Below are 21262 nucleotides of genomic sequence, written 5' to 3'. Positions count from 1 at the left end.
GATGACCGACATCGAGGCCCGCTGCCTGGCCCGCGAGTGGTTCTATCCGTTCCGCCTGGCATCCGGCCAGGTGGTACCGACCTACCCGCCGCCCGACGTGGCGCCGGTGCACACGACGCGGGCGGCGATGCTGGGCGAGGCCGTGCAGTCGCACTTCGGCGAGCAGCCGCGGGAAACGCTGGACGCGATCGACCTCGCCTGCCACGAGGGCTGGTTCGCCCACCAGCTGCTGGACCTGGGCTTCGGCAGGGTGCGCGGCTTCGACGCCCGTGCCGACCATGTCGAACACGCGCGCCTGGCAGCCGCCGGCTGCGGGCGGGACCTGCAGTTCGACCAGGCCGACGTGCATTCACTGGATGCCGCCGCCACCGGTCGCGCCGACCTGGTGCTGTGCCTGGGCCTGATCTACCACCTGGAAAATCCGGTCGGCGCCCTGCGCACCGCGTTCGATCTGACCGCCGATGGCGGCCTGTGCCTGGTTGAAACCCAGGTGGCGCCGAACCTGTCGGGTCCGCTTGATTACGGCCACCACACCTTCGTCAAGCCAATGATGGGCAACTTCGCCATCGTGGATGAAACCGAGGAAACCCACGGCCCCGAAACCTCGACCACCGGCATCTGCCTGGTGCCCAGCCTCGAAGCCCTGCTTTGGGTGCTGCGCAAGGTCGGTTTCCGCGACGTCCGCCTGCTGCCGGTGCCGGCCGACGGCTACGAACAGCTGCGTTACGGCAAACGCGTGATGGTCGCCGCCAGCCGCTGAATCAGTCGAGCAGGCTGAACCGGTCGGCGTCGAGCTGGGCCGGGAACCGTTCGCGATGTTCCGCCAGTCGCGCTGCCGACAGCACGGCGGTTGCCACCTGCGGCTGGTCGCCCAGCTCCACCTGGGGCATGCCAAGGAAGTCGTGCACGGCGCTGTCGCCGGCATAGGCGATTCCATTGCCGTCGCTGCCGACGCGATTGACCGCCGCCACGCAGGCCAGGTTCTCGATCGCCCGCGCCATCAGCAGCGTGCGCCAGGCGTGGCGGCGCGGCGCCGGCCAGTTGGCCACGAACAGCAGCAGGTCGTAGTCGAAGCGCCCGGGCGCCTCGACGTCGAAACGATTGCGAATGAACACCGGGAAACGCAGGTCGTAACAGACCAGCGGCCGCACCCGCCAGCCCTTGAGCTCCACCGTGACCGGCCGGCGACCGGCGGCATAACGCTCGTGTTCGCGGGCCATGCGGAACAGGTGGCGCTTGTCGTAATGCTGCAGGTCGCCGTCCGGCGTGGCCCACAGCATGCGGTTGTAGACACCCTCGCCGTCACGCACCTGCACGCTGCCGGTGACCACCGCATCGAGCACCCGCGCCTGGTCGCGCAGCCAGGCCACGGTGGGGCCGTCCATGGTTTCGGCGTCCGCCAACGCCTCGTTGCTGAAGCCGGACGTGAAGGTTTCCGGCAGCAGCACCAGGTCGGTCTGGCCCGCCAGCGGCGCCATCATGTCGGCGTACATGGCCCGGTTGCCGGCCGGGTCGTGCCAGAGCGTATCGCCCTGGACCAGCGATATCCGCAGGTCCTGCATGCTCAGAGCGCCTCGAGTCTTTCGATGGCGGCATTCAGTGTCGCCGCTTCCTTGGCGAAGCACAGTCGCGCCAGGCGCTGGCCGTCGGGCGGCCGGGCGTAGAACGGTGAGAGCGGGATCGCCGCCACGCCCTTCTCGATGGTCAGCCAGCGGCAGAACTCGGCGTCGGGCAGGTCGCTGACCGCCGAATAGTCCACCAGCTGGAAATACCCGCCCGGCACCGGCAAGGGCCGCAGCTTCGTCGCCTGCAGCTGTTCGCGGAAGCGGTCACGCTTGGTTTCGTAGAACGCGCCCAGCTCCTCGTAGTGCGAGGGCTCGAGTTCGAGCATCTCGGCAAAGGCGAACTGGGCCGGGGCGAAGGTGCAGAAGGTGTTGTACTGGTGCACCTTGCGGAATTCCGCGGTCAGCGCCGGCGGCGCCACCGCGTAGCCGACCTTCCAGCCGGTGCAGTGGTAGGTCTTGCCGAAGCTCGACACCACGAAGGCACGCCCGGCCAGTTCGGGATGGCGCAATACGCTTTCGTGGCGGGCGCCGTCGAAGACGATGTGCTCATACACCTCGTCCGACAGCAGCACGATGGACGTGTCGCGCAAGACGCTGGCCAACTCGCGCATGTCACCCTCGGTGAGCATCGCGCCAGACGGATTGTGCGGGCTGTTGATCATCAGCATGCGCGTGCGCGGCGTGATCGCCTCGCGCACCCGCTGCCAGTCAACGGTGAAGTCCTGGGGGTCCAGCGGCACGTGCACCGCCACGCCACCGGCCAGCTCGATCGCTGGCTCGTAGCAGTCGTAACAGGGGTCGAGCACCACGACTTCCTCGCCCGGCCGCACCACCGCCAGCACCGCGTCGAAGATGGCCTCGCTGGCGCCGCTGGTGACCGTGACCTCGGCGTCCGGGTCGACCTCGCGGCCATAACAGCGCGCCGTCTTGGCGGCGATCGCCTGGCGAAGCGCCGGGATGCCGTGCATCGGCGCGTACTGGTTGCGGCCTTCGGCCATCGCCCGCGACAGTGCGTCCACCAGCCGCTGCGGCACGGCGAAGTCCGGGAAGCCCTGCCCCAGGTTCACCGCCTTGTGTTCCAGCGCCAGCTGGGACATGACGGTGAAGATGGTCGTTCCGACCTTGGGCAGCTTGGTTTCCAGTCGCATCGTTGCTTCCAATTCGGGGGACAGGACGATCATACGAAAGAAGCGGCCCGAAGGCCGCTTCCCGTGTTGCCAGCCTGGCGGCCGCTGATCAGGGCGCGCAGCCCTGCGTATCGCCCAGCGACACCACCGCATCGTTGACGTTCCAGCCACCCGACACGCCGTTACCGAAGGTGGCGGCCACGTTGATGCCGGACAGGGCATTGGCGGTGAACTGCCGGCTGAGCGTACCGACCGGCGAACGCACCGGCGCCGAATGGGCCCCGAGCGGCGCGAAACCCTGCAGCTGGTCGAGCTGGATGGCGCCGGCGCCGGCGTTGAAGGCGCCGCCACGTTCGGCCGCCAGGAAGCGCGGCACGCCGATGTCGTCGTAGATGAACGCGGCGAAGAACTCATAGTTGGTCGCCAGCTGCACGCTGTAGCCGCTGCCCGCGCGCGCCGGGTCGAACCAGTTGCCGCTGGCGTCCACCGGCTGCCCGCTGATCGTCGGGCAGCCCGTGAGGAAGGCGTCCATCGACTCGACGCCGGTGAATCCGTCGAGGTTGTAGGCGAAGCTGAACTGGCTGTCCGTGGTGGCCGTCATGACCGCCTCGCCGACTTCCACCAGATGGTTGCTTGAACCATTCCAGGCCGCGCGGTAGATCGGCGTGGTCCAGCTGCCGTTGTTGCCCGGCTGAGGTGCCTGCATGTAGTACCAGGTCGGCGTGCCGTCCTGGAAGTAGGTGTACCAGAGCACTGCCTGCTCGGTGCCCGCGGGATACATGAAGATACCGTGGCCACCGCGGCCCGGCGGGTAATAGGAGCCGCCCTTGACCTTCAGCGTGCCGGTGCTGGCGGTGATCGTCGCGCTGACGTTCACCGACGTGGTGCTGGCACCGGTGTTGACCGGCGTCACGTACCAGCGGCCCGGCTTGAGGTTGGCGCCGGTGACCGTGATGGTCTGGTTGGCGCCTGCGGCAGTGGCGGAGAGCACCCCGGCGGCGCCGCGCGCGGGTGCCGGCGCGATGACCGGCCCGGTCGGGCTGGGCACGTGCGCGGCGTACAGCGAAACCGACCCGGTGCCCTGGGTCTGGAAGCTCACGGTCGTGGCGTTGGCCGGCACGTCGAAGACCAGGGTCTCATGCGCGGCGCCCGCGGCCAGCCGCACCTCGCGCGCCTGGCCGGTGGACAGGGCGAAGGGCGACGGCGTGCTGCCGGTACGCTTGATGCGCACCGGGACTTCCAGGATCGTCGCACCCGGCTGGTTCTGGATGGCGATGAGGCCGACACGTTCCGCGCCCTGGCCCATGCCCGGATCGTCGTAACCCACGCGCACCGTGAAGGGCTGGTTGACCTCGGTGTTGCCCGGCCCGGTCGCCACCAGTTGCTCGCCGGAACCCGCGGAGGTGGGCACGACGGCCCGGCTGATGCTCACGTTCTGCCCGGCACCATCCCAGTTCTGGACCATGAACCAGAAGGTTTGCGGGTCGCCTACGCCAGCGATATCGAAGCTGCACAGTTCGTTGGATTCGGACGTCGTCGAACTGCAAAGCTGCTCGCTTTCATCCGGCAGGCCGTTGGCATTGGTGTCGCGGCCGACGAACAGGTCGATGTCGGGCTGCGCTGCCTCGGTGGAGACACGGATGCGGAAGGTTTCGCCCGAGCCGGCCGGCACCTGGAAGGTTTCGCTGTAGTTCTGCGAAACATCGTCGAACGCGTCGTTGCGGGTCGGGTCGACGGGAATGTTGCGCACCTGCACGCTGGCTTCGCCCAGCTCGGTGGCGACGAAGCGCGCGTCCGGAAGCTCAAGCAGCGAGTGCAGGTCGACGTCGACGAACCCACGTTCGTGGTCGGTCTCGATGAGGATTTCGGCCGGCACGCCCGATTCGTCCGACAGCGGCGTGAAGTACACGGCCAGCGGCAGTCGCAGGTCGGGACGACCGTTGCCGCTGGTATTGGTCAGCACGACCTCGCCATAGAGCCACTGGCCTACCAGCGAGGCGTCCTGCGCGGAAATGGTGAAATTCACCGAGGTGCCGCCCGTGCTGGCGGCGAAGCTGGTCACGCTGGGCGTGATGGTGGCCCCGGCGCCCAGGCTGGCCTGCACGCTGTAGGTGGTGCCGCCAGCGCCCGGCATCGCCTTGAAGCTGCGCGTCAGCGTGCAGCTCTGGAAGCAGGCCGCGTGCGCCATGGTGGGCAGGTTCAGGTTTTCGGCGCCGCCGGTGAATACGCTCGATCGCGCGGCGCGGAAGGCACCGGCGGGCACTTCAAGGTACAGACCGGCCCGCGCGGCCTTGGCCACGTCGACCATGCCCGAGCCCTGTTCATGCGGCGTGGCCGGCGGCAGCGGCGCGGCACGGCGCACCGACGGCCGGGCAGTAAGGTGCAGGGCCGACATCACCTGGTCGGCGCTGAGCGCGAGGTTGGTGGACTTCACCAATGCGGCCGCACCGGCGACGTGTGGCGCCGCCATCGAGGTACCGCTCAGCTGGGCGATCGAGGTCGAGCCGGAAATGCCCGCCGAAATGATGGAAACGCCGGGCGCGGTGATGTCGGGCTTGATTACGCTCAGGGGCACCACCGGACCCCGGCCGCTGAAGGCGGCCAGCAGGTCGGCGTTCTGGACGCCATTGCGGTCGTGCGTGGCCGCGGCCACGCCGAAGGTCCACGGCGAAGCGGCAGGGCTGCCCACGGTGCCGGCATCCGGGCCGTCGTTGCCCGCCGCCACGGAGGCGATGATGCCGGCTTCGCGTACCGCCAGGAACGCCTCGGAGGCGTTGTTGGTGGGCACGTCGAAAAACAGCCAGGGGTCCGAAGGGTCGCTGCCCAGCGAGTAGTTGATGACGTCGACGCCGTCGGCAACCGCCTGGTCGATCGCCCGGATGGTGGCGCTGGAAAGGCAGCCGTCCTCGCAGGCGCGGTAGGCGATGAGGTTCGCGCGGGGGGCGACGCCGGTGAAGTCGGCGGCTCCGAACGGATTGCCCACGGCCGTGGCCGCGACGTGGGTGCCGTGGCCGTCGGCATCGACAGGGTCGGCGTTGCCGGTGTTGTTGACGGTGAAGTCGTAAAGGCCGATCAGCTTGTTGTTGCAGGCCGACGGGGTGCTGATGCAATAGCCGCGGAAGCTGCCCAGGGGGTTGGTGTGGCCGGCGCCGCTGAAGGCGACATGGGTGCGGTTGATGCCCGAGTCGATGACGCCGACCACCACGCCCTCGCCGCGTCGCGGCGTACCGGTGACGGCGCCGCTCCAGATCTCGTCGGCATTGATCCATTCCGGGCCGTTCGAGGTGTTCAGGGGAATCTTGTAGTCGCGGGTGACGCTGGCAACGCCGGACAGGCCGCGCAGCTGTTGCGCCTCGGCGTCCGTCAGCTTCAGGGCCACGCCGTTGGTGGCGTGCGCGTAGGTATAGGTCGGTTCCAGCTGGCGGCCCAGGCGCGCCGAGAAGTCGGACAGGCGCAAGTCCCGCAGTTCGCCCAGGTAATCCACGTAGTCGCGGGCAGCGGCACTGCGCGAATCGTACTTGATCGCGCCGGTGGCCGCGGGGCTGGTGGCGGCCAGCTTCGGCCGCTGGCTGTCGCCGGGCTTGAAGCCGCGGAAGCTGGCCGCGGGCGCTTCTTCGAACACCACGATCCAGGTGTCCTGGGTGCCGGCCTTCGCCTTCACCGGGGCCGTCGAGCGCGCACCGGCGTCCTGGGCGGCCAGGGGAAGACCAAGGCTCAGGGCGATGGCAAGCATGAGGGGGCTGGCACGCATGAAGACGATCCTGCAAGTGGACGAACGTCCGATTCTCCCGCACGAGGGCCGTAATATCAAAAGGAGACACGGACAGCGTTTTTCACCTGCCTGAACCAGGCCTTGCGCGCAGGCCTGCATTGCATCGCCGACTGGCATTGATCCCCGTCATGGCGCGGCCGCGGGCGAGCCGGTAGCATGCCGCCGCGATGACTCCTTCCCCGGCCGCCGACGTCCCGCTGCTGCAAGCCCGCGGGCTGTGTTTCGCACGCAACGACGAACCGGTGTTCGGCCCGCTCGATTTCGTGCTGCCGGCCGGCGAAGCGCTGCTGGTGCTGGGCGGCAATGGCGCGGGCAAGACCACCCTGCTGCGCGTGCTGGCCGGTCTGCTGCCGGCCGACGCCGGCGAAGTGCGGCTGGCGGGCCGCATCGTCGACCGCGACCACCTCGCCCGCGGCAGCGCCTACCTGGGCCACCTCCCCGGCCACAAGGCCGAGCTGGCGACCCTGGAGAACCTCGAGTTCGCCCGCGCGCTGGCCGGCGCTCCCGGCCACCTGGACCTGGAGCAGGCCCTGGCCGACGTCGGCCTGGCCGGTTACGAGGACAGCCCGGCGCGGCGCCTGTCGGCCGGCCAGAACAAACGCCTGGGCCTGGCCCGCCTGCGCCTGCAGTCGGCACCGCTGTGGCTGCTCGACGAGCCCTACGCCAATCTCGACCTGGACGGCATCGCCCTCGTGAACCGACTCATCCAGGCCCACCTGGCCACGGGCGGCGCCGTGCTGCTGACCACCCACGGCGCCTATGCGGCACCCCCGGTCCCGGTGCGCACGCTTGAACTCGCCGCGCCGCGGAGCCCGGCATGAACGCGATGCCGTCCCTGCTGGCCGTGGCGCGCGCCCAGGCCCGGCGCGACCTGCGCCTGGTCTGGCGCCGGCGCGGCGACGCCGCCCAGCCCGTGTTGTTCGCGGTGATGGTGGTGGCGCTGTTCCCGCTGGCGCTGGGCGCCGATCCGCAGCAGCTGGCGCGTATCGCGCCCGGCGTGCTGTGGGTGGCGGTGCTGCTGGCCGGCCTGCTGGCGCTCGATTCGCTCTACCGCGGCGACCTCGAGGACGGCAGCCTTGAACAGATGCTGCTGGCGCCGGTGCCTCTGGCCTGGCTGATCGCCGTGCGGGTGGCCGTGCACTGGGTCACCACGGCCCTGCCCCTGGTACTGCTGACGCCCGTGCTGGCCGAGCTGCTCTACCTGCCCGGGGAACTCCTGCCGGTGCTGCTGGTCTCGCTGTTGCTGGGCACGCCGCTGTTGAGTTTGCTGGGTGCGGTGGTGGCGGCGTTGACCGTCGGGATCAGGCGCTCTGGTATGCTTCTGGCCCTGCTGGCGCTGCCTCTTTTCCTGCCTGTGCTGGTCTTCGGGGCAGGCAGCGTGATGGCCGCCGCGCAAGGCCTGCCCTGGGCTGGCGCCCTGCTGCTGATGGCCGCCGGCCTGGTCCTTGCCATCGTGCTCGCCCCGCTCGTCGCCGCCGCGGCGATCCGTATCGCCCTGACCTGAAAACACCGCCGTGAATCCCGTCCTGCTCTGGTTCCACCAACTTGGTTCGCCCCCGACCTTCGACCGCTTCGCCGCGCGCTGGACGCCGTGGGGATTCGGCCTGGGCCTGGTCGGCATGGCCATCGGTCTTTACGGCGCCCTGCTCGTGGTGCCGGCCGACTACCAGCAAGGCGACAGCTTCCGCATCCTCTACATCCACGTACCGGCGGCGTGGATGAGCCTGTTCGTGTACGGGCTGATGGCCGTGTACGCAGGCATCGCGCTCATCTGGCGCATCAAGCTGGCCGAGATCCTGGCCATGGCCTGCGCCCCGGTCGGCGCGCTGTTCACCGCGGTGACGCTGGCCACCGGTTCGATCTGGGGCAAGCCCATGTGGGGCACCTGGTGGGACTGGGACCCGCGCCTGACCTCCGAGCTGGTGCTGCTCTTCATGTACCTGGGCGTCATCGGCCTGTACTCGGCCATCGAGGATCGCCGCGCGGCGGCGCGCGCCGCCAGTTTCCTGGCCCTCGTCGGCGTGGCCCTGCTGCCGGTCATCCGCTATTCGGTGGAGTGGTGGAACTCCCTGCACCAGGGCGCGACGATCAAACTTTTCGGCGAGTCGACGATGGATGCGTCCATGGCCTGGCCGCTCTGGGTGATGGTGTTCGCCACCAAGTTCTGGTTCGTCGGTTCGCTGCTGCAGCGCGCGCGCGCCGACAACCTCGAGCGCGAGGCCGGCAAGGACTGGGCCCGCGCCAGCCTGGAGAAGGGCCCGTGAGCTACCTCGAGTACGTGGTCGGCGCCTACGCCGTCTTCGCCCTTTACCTGGCCTGGGACTTCGTGGTGCCGCGCTGGCGCATCAACCGGACCCGCCGCGCCATCGCCACGCGCGCCCGCCGCGAATCGGCGCGCCAAGGAAGCCCCAGCCCATGATGCATCCCACCCGCAAGCGCCGCCTCTGGCTGGTCCTGGGCCTGGTTGCCGCCTCGGCGGTCGCCGCCGGCCTGGTCACCCTGGCCCTGCGCGAAAACATCACCTACCTGTACACGCCCAGCCAGGTCTATGCCGGCGAAGCCGCCGACCAGGCCGTGTTCCGCCTCGGCGGCATGGTCGCCAAGGACAGCCTCAAGCGCGAGGACGGCACGCTCAAGGTCAGCTTCGGTGTCACCGACGGCGACGCGGTGATGACCGCCCGCTTCGAAGGCATCCTTCCCGACCTGTTCCGCGAGAACCAGGCAGTCATCGCCACCGGCCGCCGGGTCGGCGACGAATTCCACGCCACCCAGGTGCTGGCCAAGCACGACGAGCAATACATGCCGCGCGAAGTCGCCGAAGCCATGGGCAAGGCGCACGAAAAGCACAAAGTGGAAGACGACAAGGGCGAACAAGCCGCGCCGGGAGGCTACTGAGTGTTGCCCGAACTCGGCCTGGTCAGCCTGGCGCTGGCCTTGATGCTGTCGCTGGCGCTGTCGGTGCTGCCGCTGCTGGGGGCCCACCGCGGCCACGCGGCCTGGATGGCTAGCGCACGCCCCCTGGCCTATGCCCTGCTGGCGGCCGTTGCCGTGTCCTACGGGCTGCTGACCTGGGCCTTCCTGGTGCACGACTTCTCGGTGGCCTACGTCGCCCAGAACTCCAATTCGCTGCTGCCGCGCGCCTACCAGTACACGGCCGTGTGGAGCGCGCACGAAGGTTCGCTGCTGCTTTGGCTTCTGTTCCTGGTGTTCTGGACCGCGCTGGTCGCGCGTTTTTCGCGCCGGCTGCCGGCGCCGGTGGTAGCGCGCGTGCTGGCGGTGATGGGCATGGTGGCGCTGGGTTTCCTGGCCTTCACCCTGTTCACGTCCAATCCGTTCGAACGCCTGCTGCCGGGCGCGATGGAAGGCCGCGACATGAACCCGCTGCTGCAGGACCCGGGCATGATCTTCCACCCGCCCCTGCTCTACATGGGTTACGTCGGGTTCGCGGTGGCCTTCGCCTTCGCAGTGGCGGCGCTTATCGACGGCAAGGTGGACGCGCAGTGGGTGCGCTGGAGCCGGCCCTGGACCAACGTCGCCTGGGCTTTCCTGACCCTGGGCATCGCCCTGGGCAGCTTCTGGGCCTATTACGAACTCGGCTGGGGCGGCTGGTGGTTCTGGGATCCGGTTGAGAACGCCAGCTTCATGCCCTGGCTGGTCGGCGCCGCGCTGCTGCATTCGCAGGCGGTCACGGAAAAGCGCGGCAGTTTCCGCGGCTGGACCCTGCTGCTGGCGATCGCGGCGTTCTCGCTGTCGCTGCTGGGCACCTTCCTGGTGCGCTCGGGCGTGCTGACCAGCGTGCATGCCTTCGCCTCGGACCCGGAACGCGGCATGTTCATCCTGGCTTTCCTGGTCATCGTGATCGGCGGTTCGCTGCTGCTGTACGCACTGCGCGCGCCGAAACTGGAGACCGGCAAACCTTTCGCCGCGTCCTCGCGCGAAACCTTCCTGCTGGCCAACAACCTGCTGCTGACCGCCGCCGCGGCCATGATCCTGCTCGGCACGCTGTATCCGCTGCTGGCCGAGGCGCTGGACCTGGGCAAGATTTCGGTCGGCCCGCCCTACTTCGGCCTGCTGTTCATCCTGCTGATGGCGCCGCTGGTGGCGCTGGTGCCCTTCGGCCCGCTGGTGCGCTGGCAGCGCGAAGACCTGTCGCAGCCCGTGCGCTGGCTGGCGCCCTGGGCGGCGCTGGCGGTGCTGGTCGGCATCGTCGTGTTTTTCGCCTGGCCCAACGGCACCGCCAAGACCGCCGTCGGCCTGCTCGGCGCGGCGTGGATCCTGGCCGGCACCGCGCGTTTCGCCTGGCAGCGCCTGCGCTCGACCAGCCAGGGCGCGCGCTTCACCGCCGAGATGACCGGCATGTTGCTGGCGCACGCCGGCATCGGCATCTTCGTGGCCGGCGTCTTCATCACCGAATCGACCAGCATCGAACGCGACGTTGCCGCGCGCCCGGGCCAGGTCTTTGAACTGCGCGGCTACGACTTCGCGTTCGAAGGCGTGGAGAAGGTGAACGGACCGAACTACCTCGCCGACCGCGGCACCGTCGTGGTGTCGCGCGACGGCCGCGAGATCGCGGTGATGCACCCGGAAAAGCGCGCCTACGCCGCCGGTGGCCAGGTGATGACCGAAGCCGCGCTCGACGGTGGCCTGCGCCGCGACCTTTACGTCGCACTGGGCGAGCCACTGGACCAGAGCGGTGGCTGGGCCCTTCGCCTGTACGTCAAACCCTGGATCCGGCTGATCTGGCTGGGTTCGCTGTTCATGGCCGCGGGTGGTTTCGTGGTGGTGCTTGACCGGCGCTTCCGCCGCCCGGCCACGCCGGGAGCGCCCGCATGATGAAGCGACTGCTGCCCCTGCTGGCCTTTGCCGCGCTCGCCCTGCTGCTGGGGGTGGGCGTGATGATGAACTCGGGCAAGGACACCAGCGCGATCCCCTCGCCGCTGATCGGCAAGCCGGCGCCGGCGTTCGCACTGCCGGTGCTCGACGAGCCCGACCGCATCGTCACCCGCGACGACCTGCTCGGCGAGCCCTACCTGCTCAACGTCTGGGGGAGCTGGTGCCCCGCCTGTCGCGACGAACACCCGGTGATCACCGAGCTCGCCGAGTCCGGCCGCCTGCGCGTCATCGGCTACGACTACAAGGACGAGGCCGACGACGCGCGCCGCTGGCTGCAGCAGTTCGGAAACCCGTACGCGCTGGTGATCGCCGACGTCGAAGGCCGCGCCGCGCTCGACTGGGGCATCTACGGTGCGCCCGAATCCTTCCTGGTTGATGCCGACGGCATCATCCGCTGGAAGTTCGTCGGCCCGCTGACCCCCGAGGTGGTGGAGACGCAGCTGCTTCCGCTCCTGGAGTCCTTCCAGTGAGGCGCTGGCTGCTCGGCCTGCTGCTGGCGCTGTCGTTCGGCGCCGTCGCATTCGAACCGATAGAGTTCCGCGACGCCGCGGAAGAAGCCCGCTTCCGCGACCTGTCGGCCGAGCTGCGCTGCGTGATGTGCCAGAACCAGTCGCTGGCCGATTCCAACGCACAGATCGCCCACGACCTGCGCCTGCAGGTGCTGGAACTGATGCGCGAGGGCAAGTCCGACGATCAGATCAAGGACTACCTGGTCGCGCGCTACAGCGAGTTCGTGCTCTACGACCCGCCGGTGCGCCCGGCCACCTGGCTGCTCTGGTTCGGTCCCGCCGCGCTGCTGCTGGGCGGCGCCATCGTGGTGGTCGTGGTGGTGAAGCGCCGCTCGCGCCAGGCGCCCGCGGACACATCCCCCGACGACGGGCAGGAGTGGTGACGATGACGGCTTTCGTGCTGGCCTCGCTGGCCATCGTAGGGGTGCTGACGGCCTTCGCCCTGCGTCCGCTCTGGCGCGGCGCCCACCGCAGCGCCCTGGCGCTCGCCCTGGCCCTGGGCGTGGGCACCGCCGGGCTGTACCTGCTGCTGGGCACGCCCGATGCGCTGGATCCGACCCAGGTGAAGGCACCCGAAACCCTGGAAGAAGCCATCGCGCAGCTCGAGCGCCGCCTGGCCGATGAACCGGGCAGTGTCGAAGGCTGGGTGCTGCTGGGCCGCAGCCACGCCGCGCAGGGTAACTGGGCCGGCGCCGCCGACGCGTTCGGCAAGGCCCAGGCCCTGCTTCCGGAAGAACCCGACCTGATGGTCGAGCTGGCCGATGCCCGCATGCGCGCCGCGCCCGACGGCCGCTTTCCGGCCGATGCCGTGGCCTTGCTCGAACGCGCGGTAGCGCTGCGGCCGGACCACCAGCGCGCCCTGTTCTACCTGGGTGCCCAGCAGTTGCAGGCCGGCCGCCCCGCCGATGCCGCGGCCACCTGGGGCATCCTGCTGCCGCTGGTGGACGCAAACACCGCCAAGGCCCTGCGCCCGCAGCTGGACATGGCGCGCGAACAGGCGGGCCTGCCGCCGCTCGAGCCGGCACCGGAAGCCACGGCCGGACCGAGCCTGGCGGTCACCGTCGATATCGACCCGGCCCTGGGCGACCGGCTGGCGCCGGGCGACACCCTGTACGTGTTCGCGCGCACGCTCGAAGGTGGCCTGCCGGTGGCGGTGAAACGCCTGCCGGCCGAATCGTTCCCGGTCACGGTGTCGCTTTCCGACGCCGACGGCCTGATGCCGGCGCAAAAACTCTCCGGCCAGGCCCGGGTGCTGCTGATGGCGCGGATCTCGCGCTCCGGCGACGCCGGGGCCAGCCCGGGCGACCTGGAAGCCATGGCCGTGGAGCTGGACGTGGCCGACGGCGCCAACGCGACGCTGGTGATTGCTAAAGTGGTGCAATGAGCGAATCGATCCCGCCGGCCACCCGTTTTGTCGAACTACCCGGACCCTTCCCCTTCAAACGCGGCGGCGCGCTTGAAGGCGCGAAGTTGGCCTACGAAACCTGGGGCGAGCTTTCCCCTTCCCGCGACAACGCCATCCTGATCCTGCCCGGCCTGTCGCCCAACGCGCACGCGGCTGCGCACGCGGGCAATCCGGAACCCGGCTGGTGGGAAGCCATGCTTGGCCCGGGCAAGCCGATCGACACGAACCGCTGGTACGTCATCTGCGTCAACCCGCTGGGCAGTTGCAAGGGCAGCACCGGTGCGGCCTCGATCAACCCCGGCACCGGCCAGCCCTATCGCCTGGATTTCCCCGACCTGTCGATCGAAGACGGCGCGCGCGCCGCCCGGCACCTGCTGCAGGCGCTGGGCATTCACTGCCTGGCCAGCGTCATCGGCAATTCCATGGGTGGCATGAGCGCGCTGGCGCTGCTTCTGCAGTTCCCCGGCATCGCGCGTTCGCACATCAACGTGTCCGGCAGTGCCCGCGCACTGCCCTTTTCGATCGCCATCCGTTCGCTGCAGCGCGAAGCCATCCGCCTGGACCCGAACTGGAACCAGGGCCACTACGATGACCACGCCTACCCCGAAAACGGCATGCGCATCGCGCGCAAGCTGGGCGTGGTCACCTACCGGTCGGCGATGGAATGGGACGGCCGCTTCGGCCGCGTGCGCCTGGACAGCGAGTGCCGGGAGGACGATCCCTTCGGCCTGGAATTCGAGGTCGAGCGTTACCTCGAAGGCCACGCGCTCCGGTTCGTGCGCACCTTCGACCCGAACTGCTACCTGTACCTGAGCCGCTCGATGGACTGGTTCGACGCGGCCGAATACGGCGGCGGCGACGTCATGAAGGCGTTGGCCGGCATCCGGCTTGAGCGCGCGCTGGCGATCGGCGTGCACACCGACATCCTGTTCCCGCTGCAGCAGCAGGAGCAGGTCGCCGACGGCCTGCGCGCCGGCGGCGCCGACGCGGAGTTCCTGGCCCTGGAATCCCCGCAGGGCCACGATGCTTTCCTGGTCGACATCGACCGGTTCGGCCCCGCCATCAGCGGGTTCCTCGCGAAACTCTAGAAAAGAAAAAAGGCGTGGAGGACTCCACGCCTTCGGTCTGAGCAGCGCCGGACCATGCCACGCCTGCGCCTGCTCCTGGTACCGGTGATAGGACTCGAACCTACACGCCATCGCTGGCAAGGGATTTTGAGTCCCCCGCGTCTACCATTCCGCCACACCGGCACGTGGGCGGCGCGATTATAGCCCAGCGCAGGCGCGCTAGGCGGCTTCGTCCAGGCCCAGGGGCCGCGGCGCCTTGCGGTACCAGCCATCACCTTCGGGCTGGAACATCGAACAACAGGTCAGCGCCTGCTTGTAGATGTGCAGCGAGATCGCCACTGCGTCGGCGCTGGGGTTGCGGATGGCGTGGTACTCGTGCGGCGGGATCAGGCTGCCAGCCGAACCCACGCCCGCGATCTGGGTGCCCACGGCTTCGAAGCGCACGCGGTCGCCATCCTGGTCGCGCAGGGCGTACTGGGTGATCTCGAGTTGCCCCTGCCAGACGCCTTCCACGCACCACACGCCGGAATGATCGTGAACGGGCGTGCCCTGCCCCGGTCCCCAGGTCATGGCGACGACGCTGTAGCCGGACTTTTCGCAGCGGTAGAGTTCGCGGCGGGCGTAGTGGTCGGTCACCGGCTCCTGCACGCAGGCCGGCAGCGTCACCGCGCGGGTGCGGATCAGTTCGGCCAGGCCGTTGCGGATGCAGTCGGTGGTCTGGTGCTGGCAATCGCTGGACACCGCGCGATCGATCATCGCGATCAGTTGGTCGCAGCCGGGAAAATCGAGGGCCTGCATGGCGGCACCGGGTGATGTGGACGTGAAACCAGTTTAACAGCGCCCGCCGCGGTGGGTTTGCGCCCGGTCAAACCACCGCCGGCCGGGGCCAGGGCCACCAGCCGCGGCCCGTGAGCGCATAGCGGTCGGCGGCCAGTTCGAAGCGGTTACGGTGGCTGATGCCCCCACACGCCAGGTACAGCGGCAGGAACAGCGGCCCCAGCACCATGGCCTGGTAGACATGGGCCCGTTCATGGTCGCCCAGCCGGACCCGGGGGCCGGCCTGGCCGGCCGCGACGGCGGCATAGGTGCGTACCTCCGTATCCAGGCTCTGGCCGGTGTGCAGCACCACGTTGCCCAGGGCCAGGGCCCCGCCGGGCCCCCAGGGAAACCGCTCGAACACCAGCGCCCCGTCCGATACCCGCGGCCGGGCGCCGAACGGCAGCGCCAGCAGGCCAGCGACCAGCGCCAGCAGGCTCATCGGACTGGCCCAGGCCGCTCCGGCCAGCCACACCAGCACGTTGCCGACCGCGCGCACCGCTTCAGCCCTCCCCACCCCAGATCAGGCGCGAAAGCACTTCGCGGCTTTCAGGGTCGAGCTGGGTGGAGGTGTGGGTCAGCGAATTGACCGCCCAGCATGCGTCTTCGTCGCTGGCCCGCGACGGATTACTGAGCACGCCCTGCAGCCGCTGTCCGAACGTGCCGGGATAAGCGTCACCCAGGTGGCCCAGGGCCCGCCGACGGGCCTCGGGGTCGACGGGCAGGCGCGGGAGGCCGTGGGCTTCCGCCTTCAGTGCCTGCAGGTAGAACTCCAGGAACTCACGGTGCCGGCGTGGCGGCAGGCGCTCGAAAGCGGCGCGCACGTCCCGGCCCAGGGCCTCGTCGAAATCGTTCCTCGGTCGCATCAGCTTCGCGCAGCTCTGCTCGGGAAGGCGCGGGATCACCGCGGCCATCGCGCGGGTGGCGCCGACCACGGTGGCCGCATCCAGCGATTGCGCACCACGCGCCATCGCCAGCTGCAGCTCCGCGTACAGGCCCCTGCTGTCCAGCGTCCGGGCAAACCGTTCGCGCAGTTTCGGGTCGGCGTTGGCGCGGTCCACGAACGACTGGTGCTGGTCGTACAGGGCCGAACCCGGGGGATAGGGATTGCTGAACTCCCGCGCCCCCAGCGGCAACCAGGCCCGTTCGGCGAAAAACGCCTTGTGGGCGCCCACGCCCAAGGCCAACAGCAGCAAGATCCAAACCAACCTCGACACGCGCAATTCTCCTCGGCCCCCTGGCCGGCGCCGCGATGCTAGCACTGTCAGCTTGTCGCCCTGCGGGGCGTCTGACAGGCTAACAAGTCCTTTTTCGCAGCCCAGCCCATGTCGACCCCCGATACCGATCCCAGCGCCCGCCTCACCCTGCCCCGCCGCACCACGCCCACCTGGGAGGTCGAGCTGCTGCTTTCGGGCGCCACGGTGTTCACGCTGGTGCAGCTGGCGACCTGGCTGCCGGGTTGGGTCAGCCACATCTCGCCGCGCCTGTCCGACTTCTGGCGGGGGGTCGCGGACATGACGCTGGTGTACCTGATGTGCGGCGTCGTCGTGCTTTCGGTCGCCTTCGTGCTGCACCTGTTGCTGCGCGCCTACTGGGTGGCGCTGGTGGGCATGGACTCGGTGTTCCCGGGCGGTCTGAAGCCGGAAAAGCTGCGCGACGGCCCGATCACCCGCGACTGGATCATGGGCCGCTGGAAGCCCATGCCCACCCAGATCGAGCAGGCCGACAACCAGGCGACGATCGTGTTCGGCCTGGGCATCGGCCTGGCGCGCATGATGGGAACCATCACCGTGGTGGCGTCGCTGCTGATGCTGGTGGTGCTCTTGCTGGCCGCGGCGACCGGAACCGCCGAACACGCCGAGCGCTGGGTGCTGGCCGCGCTCGGCGTGCTGATGCTGCCCTGGCTGGTGGTGGTTTGGGTGGACCGGCAATTTGGCGACCGCCTGCCGCGCGGGCACTGGTTGCGACGCGTCATGGAATCGATCCTGGCCCTGTATTCGCGCGGCGGTGTCGGCCGGGAGTCGGCGACGCTGGTGACGCTCTACACCACCAGCGTCGGCGACCGGCGCGGCAACTGGATCGTCGGATGCATCACCACCGCCGCCATCCTCGCCAGCATGGCCGCCCTGGCCATGCTCAAGGACGACCTCGGCTGGGGGCAGTACGGGCGGTTCCCCCTGCTCGAAGCCAACCAGGCCCAAAGCGTGAGCCACGTGCATTACGCCAGCCTGCACGAGCCCGCACAGTCACCGCGCCTGCCCTACATCCCGGACCCGCAGGCGCAGGGGCGATACCTGCCGCTGGTGCTGCCCTTCGTACCGCAGCTGCACGAACAGATGCTCGACGCCTGCCCCGAATCCAAGGACCTGCCGCGCGGCTACGCCGGCCGGCAGCAACGCAGCCAGGCCACGCTGGCCTGCCTCGCGACGGGTTTCGCGGTGACGCTCGACGGCCAGCCGCTGGCGCTGGCGCCCGAACTCTACAGCGACGCCACGCGGGACCTGCGCGGACTGGTCTACATGATCCCCCTGGCAGGCCAATCCCGCGGCCGGCATGAACTGGTGGTGGCGCTGGAAGCGCAGCCGGACCCGACGCCGGACGACCGCAAGCCGCCGCCGGTCTGGCGCATTCCCTACTGGTACTGATCAGGCCTCGCGTGCCGGATCGGCCAGCGCCAGGCTGCCCAGCAGCACGCCGGCCTGGGTGCGGTTGCGCACCCCGAGTTTTTCGAAGATGGCACTCATGTGCGCCTTCACCGTGCGTTCCTGGATACCCAGCTCGTCGGCGATCTGTTTGTTGAGCCGGCCCTCGGCGACACGCGTGAGCACCCGGAATTGCTGCGGGCTCAGGGTGGCGAGCCTGGCGGCGGTTTCGCGGTCGCCGGGTTCGGACGGCGCCTTGGCCACCGCGTCGCGCAGCGCCGGCGGCAGCCATTGTTCGCAATTGAGCACCGCGCGCAGGCCCGCCTGCAATTCGGCCAGGTCGGCGCGTTTGGTCAGGTAACCGGCGGCGCCGTAGGCCAGCGCGCGGCGAATGGTCGCGGGGTCTTCGTGCGCCGAGATCATCGCCACCGCCACGCCCGGGTGTTCGGCGCGCAGCGAGGCCAGGCCGACCAGCCCATGGCTGCCGGGCATGTGCAGGTCGAGCATCACCAGGTCGATGTCGGGGAACGCGGCAAGCGCTGCCTGCACGCCCGGCAAATCCTCGGCCTCGTGGATGGTCGCATCGGGAAGCACGCCGCGCACCGCCTGGGTCAGCGCCAGGCGGTAGAGCGGATGGTCGTCGGCGACTAGGAGGCGGGTCACTGCGCCGATTCTATCGCCAGCGCCCGGCCAATTACTGCGAAGTCCAGCCACCATCCACCGGGATGGCGGTGCCGGTGATGTTGTGCGCTTCGCGGCGGCACAGGAACAGCACCGTCGCGGCGATGTCCCCGGGCAGGGACATGCGGCCGCTGGGCTGCTTCTCGCTGAGCAGGGCGCGGATGCCGGCATCGCGATCGCCCGCACCGGCGCGCGCGGCGATCTGCGGTTCGATCAAGGGCGTTTCCACCCATCCCGGGCAGACGCAATTGACGGTGACGCCGCCACTGTCGCGACTGCCGGCACCGGCCACCTCCAGCGCGGCGACCTTGCTCAGGCCGACCAGGCCGAACTTGCTGGCGACATACGGCGACTTGTTCACCGACGCCACCAGGCCGTGCACCGAGGCAATGTTGACGACGCGGCCGAAACCACGCCCGACCATGCCCGGCAGCGCCAGCCGCATCGTGTGGAAGGCGGCGCTGAGGTTGATCGCGATCAGCTTGTCCCAGGTCGCGGCCGGCATTTCGCCTATCGGCGCGGTGTGCTGCACGCCGGCGCAGTTGACCACGACGTCGGCCGGGCCCCAGTCACCAAGCGCCTGCATCATCGTTTCGACCGCCGCGGCATCGGCGAGATCGGCGCCAAGGAAGGTCGCGTCGGGTGCACCGGCCTGGCAAACCGAGGCAACCGCGGCTTCGATCTGCTCGTGGCTGCCCAGGCCGTTCACGGCCACGCGCGCACCGGCCGCGGCAAGCGCCTGGGCGATGGCCAGGCCGATCCCGGAAGTGGCGCCGGTGACCAGGGCGGTTCGGCCCTGAAGAAAACGTTCGCCCATGGAGATCCCTTGCCGGTTGAGCCTTGGTCAACCCTAGCAGCGCCTCCCGCGCCGGCGCGTCGTACCAAGGTACGATGCCGGCACACGACCCCCTTGCTAAGGTCTGGCCATGAAGAGCCCCCGCCTGCTGCGTTTCCTTCCGCTGGCCGGCCTCGCGCTGGCCCTGTCCGCCTGCACCAGCCTCGGCGGCGGTCCGTCACCGATGGACCTAGACGCCGGCATCGACCTGCGCACCTACCGTGACGGCGACGACCTGCTGACGGCGGGGCTGGGCGCGGCGGGGCTGCGCAATCCGACGCCGCCGGCCTTCGCCGACCCGGCCGCGCCGACGCCCGGCGAACTTCGCCGGCGTGCGGTCTGGACCAACTGGCGTGGCATCGCCGATCTCGCGCCTGGCGGCGGTTACGGCGAATTCTATGGCTCGCTGGCACCGGTCACGGGCCGCGAATACCAGGCACTGGTGACCCTGCCCGGCCGCAGGCAGCCACACCGCGTGCTGGTTCAGCTGCCCGACGATTTTGATGCCGATGCGCGCTGCATCGTGGTCACCGCGTCCTCGGGTTCGCGGGGCATCTACGGCGCCATCGCCCTGGCCGGTGCCTGGGGCCTGCCGCGCGGCTGCGCGGTGGCCTACACCGACAAGGGCGCGGGAACTGGGTACGTGGACACCGCCGACGGCTACGGCTTCGCGCTCGATGGCCAGCTCGCGGACGCGGGCGAAGCCGTGGAGTTCGCGGTCCCGGCGCGCGCCGGCGGCGATGGCGTCGCGCCCATCGCGGTCAAACACGCGCACTCGGGCGACAATCCCGAAGCCGACTGGGGCCGCCACGTGGCCCAGGCCGCGCGCTTCTCGCTGCAGGTACTGTCGCTGGCGCATCCCGAGGATGGCCCGTGGACGTTCGCGAACACGCGCATGATCGCCGTCGGTGTTTCCAACGGCGGCGCCGCCGTGCTGCGCGCCGCGGAACTGCCCGACACCGGCATCGACGCGGTCGTGGCGATATCGCCCAACGTGCTGCCGGGTGACGGTGGTCGCGCGCTTTACGACTATTCGACCGACGCTGCGCTGTGGATGCCGTGCGCGCTCAATGCCACGACCTTCGACGACGTGGCGCTGGCCCGCGCCAAGGGTGAAAAATCCGCGGCCGGCATGACGCGCTGCGGCATGCTCAAGGCCCGCGGCCTGATCGACGCCAGCGACCCGCAGGACCAGGCCGAACAGGCTCGCCGTCACCTGCTCGACGGCGGCTGGACCGACGCCGGCATCGCCGCCGGCGTGCTCAGCAGCAATTTCGACCTGTGGCGCGCGGCGAACGCGACCTATGCCTCTGCCTATGCGCGCACGGGTCCGCATGACATGCCCTGCGGCTTTTCCTTCGCCGCGCTGGGCGCCGATGGCCTGCCACGCGCCCCGACGGCGGCCGAACGCGCGGCCTGGTGGTCCGACACCAGCGGCATTCCGCCGGGCGCGGGCGTGCACCTGGTCGGCGGGCTGACGGCCACCGCCGACCCCACGCTGGAAGGCAACCAATGCCTGCGTGAACTTTGGAACGACGCGGCCGGCCCGGTGCGCGCCGGCATCGAACAGACCCGCGCTGCTGCCCCGCGCAAGGACCTGCCGATCATCCTGCTGCACGGCGCCGACGACGGCCTGATTCCCGAGCCCTTCAGCGGCGGCGCCTATGCGCGCTGGGCCCGGGCCCAGGGCGCCGACCTGCGTTTCTGGCGCATTGGCAACGCGCAGCACTTCGACGCCTTCCTCGGCCTGCCGGTGCTGGGCAGTCGCTACGTACCCTTGATGCCCTATGGCTACCGCGCGCTGGACGCCGCCTGGCTGCACCTGGCCGCCGGCAAGCCGCTGCCGGGGGATGCCGATATCCGGACGACGCCGCGTAGGTCGAGCGACGGCAAGCTGGCGCCGCTGACCCGGGAAAACCTGGGCGCTATCCCCTGACCTGCGCCTTCAGG

The 21262-nt window shown here is 69.7% G+C and carries 21 protein-coding genes and 1 tRNA gene; 13 read left to right on the top strand and 9 right to left on the bottom strand.

Going from position 1 to position 21262, the window contains the following annotated elements:
• Position 1: 1 nt before the first annotated feature.
• Positions 2-760 carry a class I SAM-dependent methyltransferase gene (locus tag ACYVJH_RS01950; protein ID WP_460452975.1) on the top strand — a complete coding sequence of 253 codons (759 nt, stop codon included), beginning with the start codon at positions 2-4 and terminating at the stop codon, positions 758-760.
• Between the two features lies 1 nt (position 761).
• Here ACYVJH_RS01950 and ACYVJH_RS01945 read toward each other — a convergent pair whose 3' ends face one another.
• The 3 genes from ACYVJH_RS01945 to ACYVJH_RS01935 all read right to left on the bottom strand — a co-directional run bounded on the left by ACYVJH_RS01945 (position 762) and on the right by ACYVJH_RS01935 (position 6443).
• A complete protein-coding gene (locus tag ACYVJH_RS01945) occupies positions 762-1562 on the bottom strand; it encodes an amidohydrolase (RefSeq protein WP_460452974.1) in 801 nt (266 codons plus the stop codon).
• Positions 1563-1564: 2 nt separating this feature from the next.
• Positions 1565-2713, bottom strand: coding sequence for a pyridoxal phosphate-dependent aminotransferase (locus ACYVJH_RS01940; protein ID WP_460452973.1), 1149 nt, complete (start codon positions 2711-2713; stop codon positions 1565-1567).
• 88 nt (positions 2714-2801) lie between these two features.
• Positions 2802-6443, bottom strand: a complete 3642-nt coding sequence (locus tag ACYVJH_RS01935) for a S8 family serine peptidase (protein WP_460452972.1) — start codon at positions 6441-6443, stop codon at positions 2802-2804.
• 188 nt (positions 6444-6631) lie between these two features.
• Between ACYVJH_RS01935 and ccmA the strand changes: the two genes are divergently transcribed.
• From ccmA to metX, 10 genes are read left to right on the top strand one after another with little or no spacing between them, the layout of a single operon-like run.
• Positions 6632-7285: a heme ABC exporter ATP-binding protein CcmA gene (gene ccmA / locus ACYVJH_RS01930; RefSeq protein ID WP_460452971.1), complete on the top strand. Its 654-nt coding sequence runs from the start codon at positions 6632-6634 to the stop codon at positions 7283-7285.
• Positions 7282-7968 carry a heme exporter protein CcmB gene (gene ccmB / locus ACYVJH_RS01925; protein WP_460452970.1) on the top strand — a complete coding sequence of 229 codons (687 nt, stop codon included), beginning with the start codon at positions 7282-7284 and terminating at the stop codon, positions 7966-7968. The genes ccmA and ccmB overlap by 4 nt, the downstream gene beginning before the upstream one ends.
• A gap of 10 nt (positions 7969-7978) precedes the next feature.
• A complete protein-coding gene (locus ACYVJH_RS01920; protein ID WP_460452969.1) occupies positions 7979-8728 on the top strand; it encodes a heme ABC transporter permease in 750 nt (249 codons plus the stop codon).
• Positions 8725-8883, top strand: coding sequence for a heme exporter protein CcmD (gene ccmD, locus ACYVJH_RS01915; RefSeq protein WP_460452968.1), 159 nt, complete (start codon positions 8725-8727; stop codon positions 8881-8883). Before ACYVJH_RS01920 ends, ccmD begins: the two co-directional genes overlap by 4 nt.
• Entirely contained in the window at positions 8883-9359 is a 477-nt protein-coding gene (ccmE, locus tag ACYVJH_RS01910; protein WP_460454252.1) for a cytochrome c maturation protein CcmE, read from the top strand. Before ccmD ends, ccmE begins: the two co-directional genes overlap by 1 nt.
• On the top strand, positions 9360-11297 hold the full coding sequence (locus tag ACYVJH_RS01905) for a heme lyase CcmF/NrfE family subunit (protein ID WP_460452967.1): 1938 nt from the start codon (positions 9360-9362) through the stop codon (positions 11295-11297).
• A complete protein-coding gene (locus ACYVJH_RS01900; protein WP_460454251.1) occupies positions 11297-11827 on the top strand; it encodes a DsbE family thiol:disulfide interchange protein in 531 nt (176 codons plus the stop codon). Before ACYVJH_RS01905 ends, ACYVJH_RS01900 begins: the two co-directional genes overlap by 1 nt.
• Positions 11824-12249 carry a cytochrome c-type biogenesis protein gene (locus tag ACYVJH_RS01895; protein WP_460452966.1) on the top strand — a complete coding sequence of 142 codons (426 nt, stop codon included), beginning with the start codon at positions 11824-11826 and terminating at the stop codon, positions 12247-12249. The genes ACYVJH_RS01900 and ACYVJH_RS01895 overlap by 4 nt, the downstream gene beginning before the upstream one ends.
• A gap of 2 nt (positions 12250-12251) precedes the next feature.
• The gene (locus tag ACYVJH_RS01890; RefSeq protein WP_460452965.1) at positions 12252-13250 is read left to right on the top strand and encodes a tetratricopeptide repeat protein; all 999 of its coding nucleotides are present in this window, start codon (positions 12252-12254) and stop codon (positions 13248-13250) included.
• Complete coding sequence (metX, locus tag ACYVJH_RS01885; protein WP_460452964.1) at positions 13247-14359, top strand: homoserine O-acetyltransferase MetX; 1113 nt, start codon at positions 13247-13249, stop codon at positions 14357-14359. Before ACYVJH_RS01890 ends, metX begins: the two co-directional genes overlap by 4 nt.
• A gap of 76 nt (positions 14360-14435) precedes the next feature.
• On the opposite strand, the gene ACYVJH_RS01880 is transcribed toward metX, so the two are convergent.
• The 4 genes from ACYVJH_RS01880 to ACYVJH_RS01865 all read right to left on the bottom strand — a co-directional run bounded on the left by ACYVJH_RS01880 (position 14436) and on the right by ACYVJH_RS01865 (position 16371).
• A tRNA-Leu gene (locus ACYVJH_RS01880) sits at positions 14436-14521 on the bottom strand.
• Between the two features lie 36 nt (positions 14522-14557).
• Positions 14558-15136: a cysteine dioxygenase family protein gene (locus ACYVJH_RS01875; protein WP_460452963.1), complete on the bottom strand. Its 579-nt coding sequence runs from the start codon at positions 15134-15136 to the stop codon at positions 14558-14560.
• Positions 15137-15203: 67 nt separating this feature from the next.
• Positions 15204-15596 carry a hypothetical protein gene (locus ACYVJH_RS01870; RefSeq protein WP_460454250.1) on the bottom strand — a complete coding sequence of 131 codons (393 nt, stop codon included), beginning with the start codon at positions 15594-15596 and terminating at the stop codon, positions 15204-15206.
• A gap of 61 nt (positions 15597-15657) precedes the next feature.
• Positions 15658-16371, bottom strand: coding sequence for a hypothetical protein (locus ACYVJH_RS01865; RefSeq protein ID WP_460452962.1), 714 nt, complete (start codon positions 16369-16371; stop codon positions 15658-15660).
• A gap of 108 nt (positions 16372-16479) precedes the next feature.
• Here ACYVJH_RS01865 and ACYVJH_RS01860 point away from each other — a divergent pair, with 108 nt between their 5' ends.
• Complete coding sequence (locus tag ACYVJH_RS01860; protein ID WP_460452961.1) at positions 16480-17799, top strand: hypothetical protein; 1320 nt, start codon at positions 16480-16482, stop codon at positions 17797-17799.
• On the opposite strand, the gene ACYVJH_RS01855 is transcribed toward ACYVJH_RS01860, so the two are convergent.
• Complete coding sequence (locus tag ACYVJH_RS01855) at positions 17800-18459, bottom strand: response regulator (RefSeq protein ID WP_460452960.1); 660 nt, start codon at positions 18457-18459, stop codon at positions 17800-17802.
• A 31-nt stretch (positions 18460-18490) separates the two neighbouring features.
• Positions 18491-19294, bottom strand: a complete 804-nt coding sequence (locus tag ACYVJH_RS01850) for a 3-hydroxybutyrate dehydrogenase (protein ID WP_460452959.1) — start codon at positions 19292-19294, stop codon at positions 18491-18493.
• A 109-nt stretch (positions 19295-19403) separates the two neighbouring features.
• Between ACYVJH_RS01850 and ACYVJH_RS01845 the strand changes: the two genes are divergently transcribed.
• The gene (locus ACYVJH_RS01845; protein ID WP_460452958.1) at positions 19404-21248 is read left to right on the top strand and encodes a 3-hydroxybutyrate oligomer hydrolase family protein; all 1845 of its coding nucleotides are present in this window, start codon (positions 19404-19406) and stop codon (positions 21246-21248) included.
• Positions 21249-21262: the final 14 nt, after the last annotated feature.

Source organism: Arenimonas aestuarii, assembly GCF_054781715.1.
This window is presented reverse-complemented; position numbering and strand designations above follow the sequence as displayed.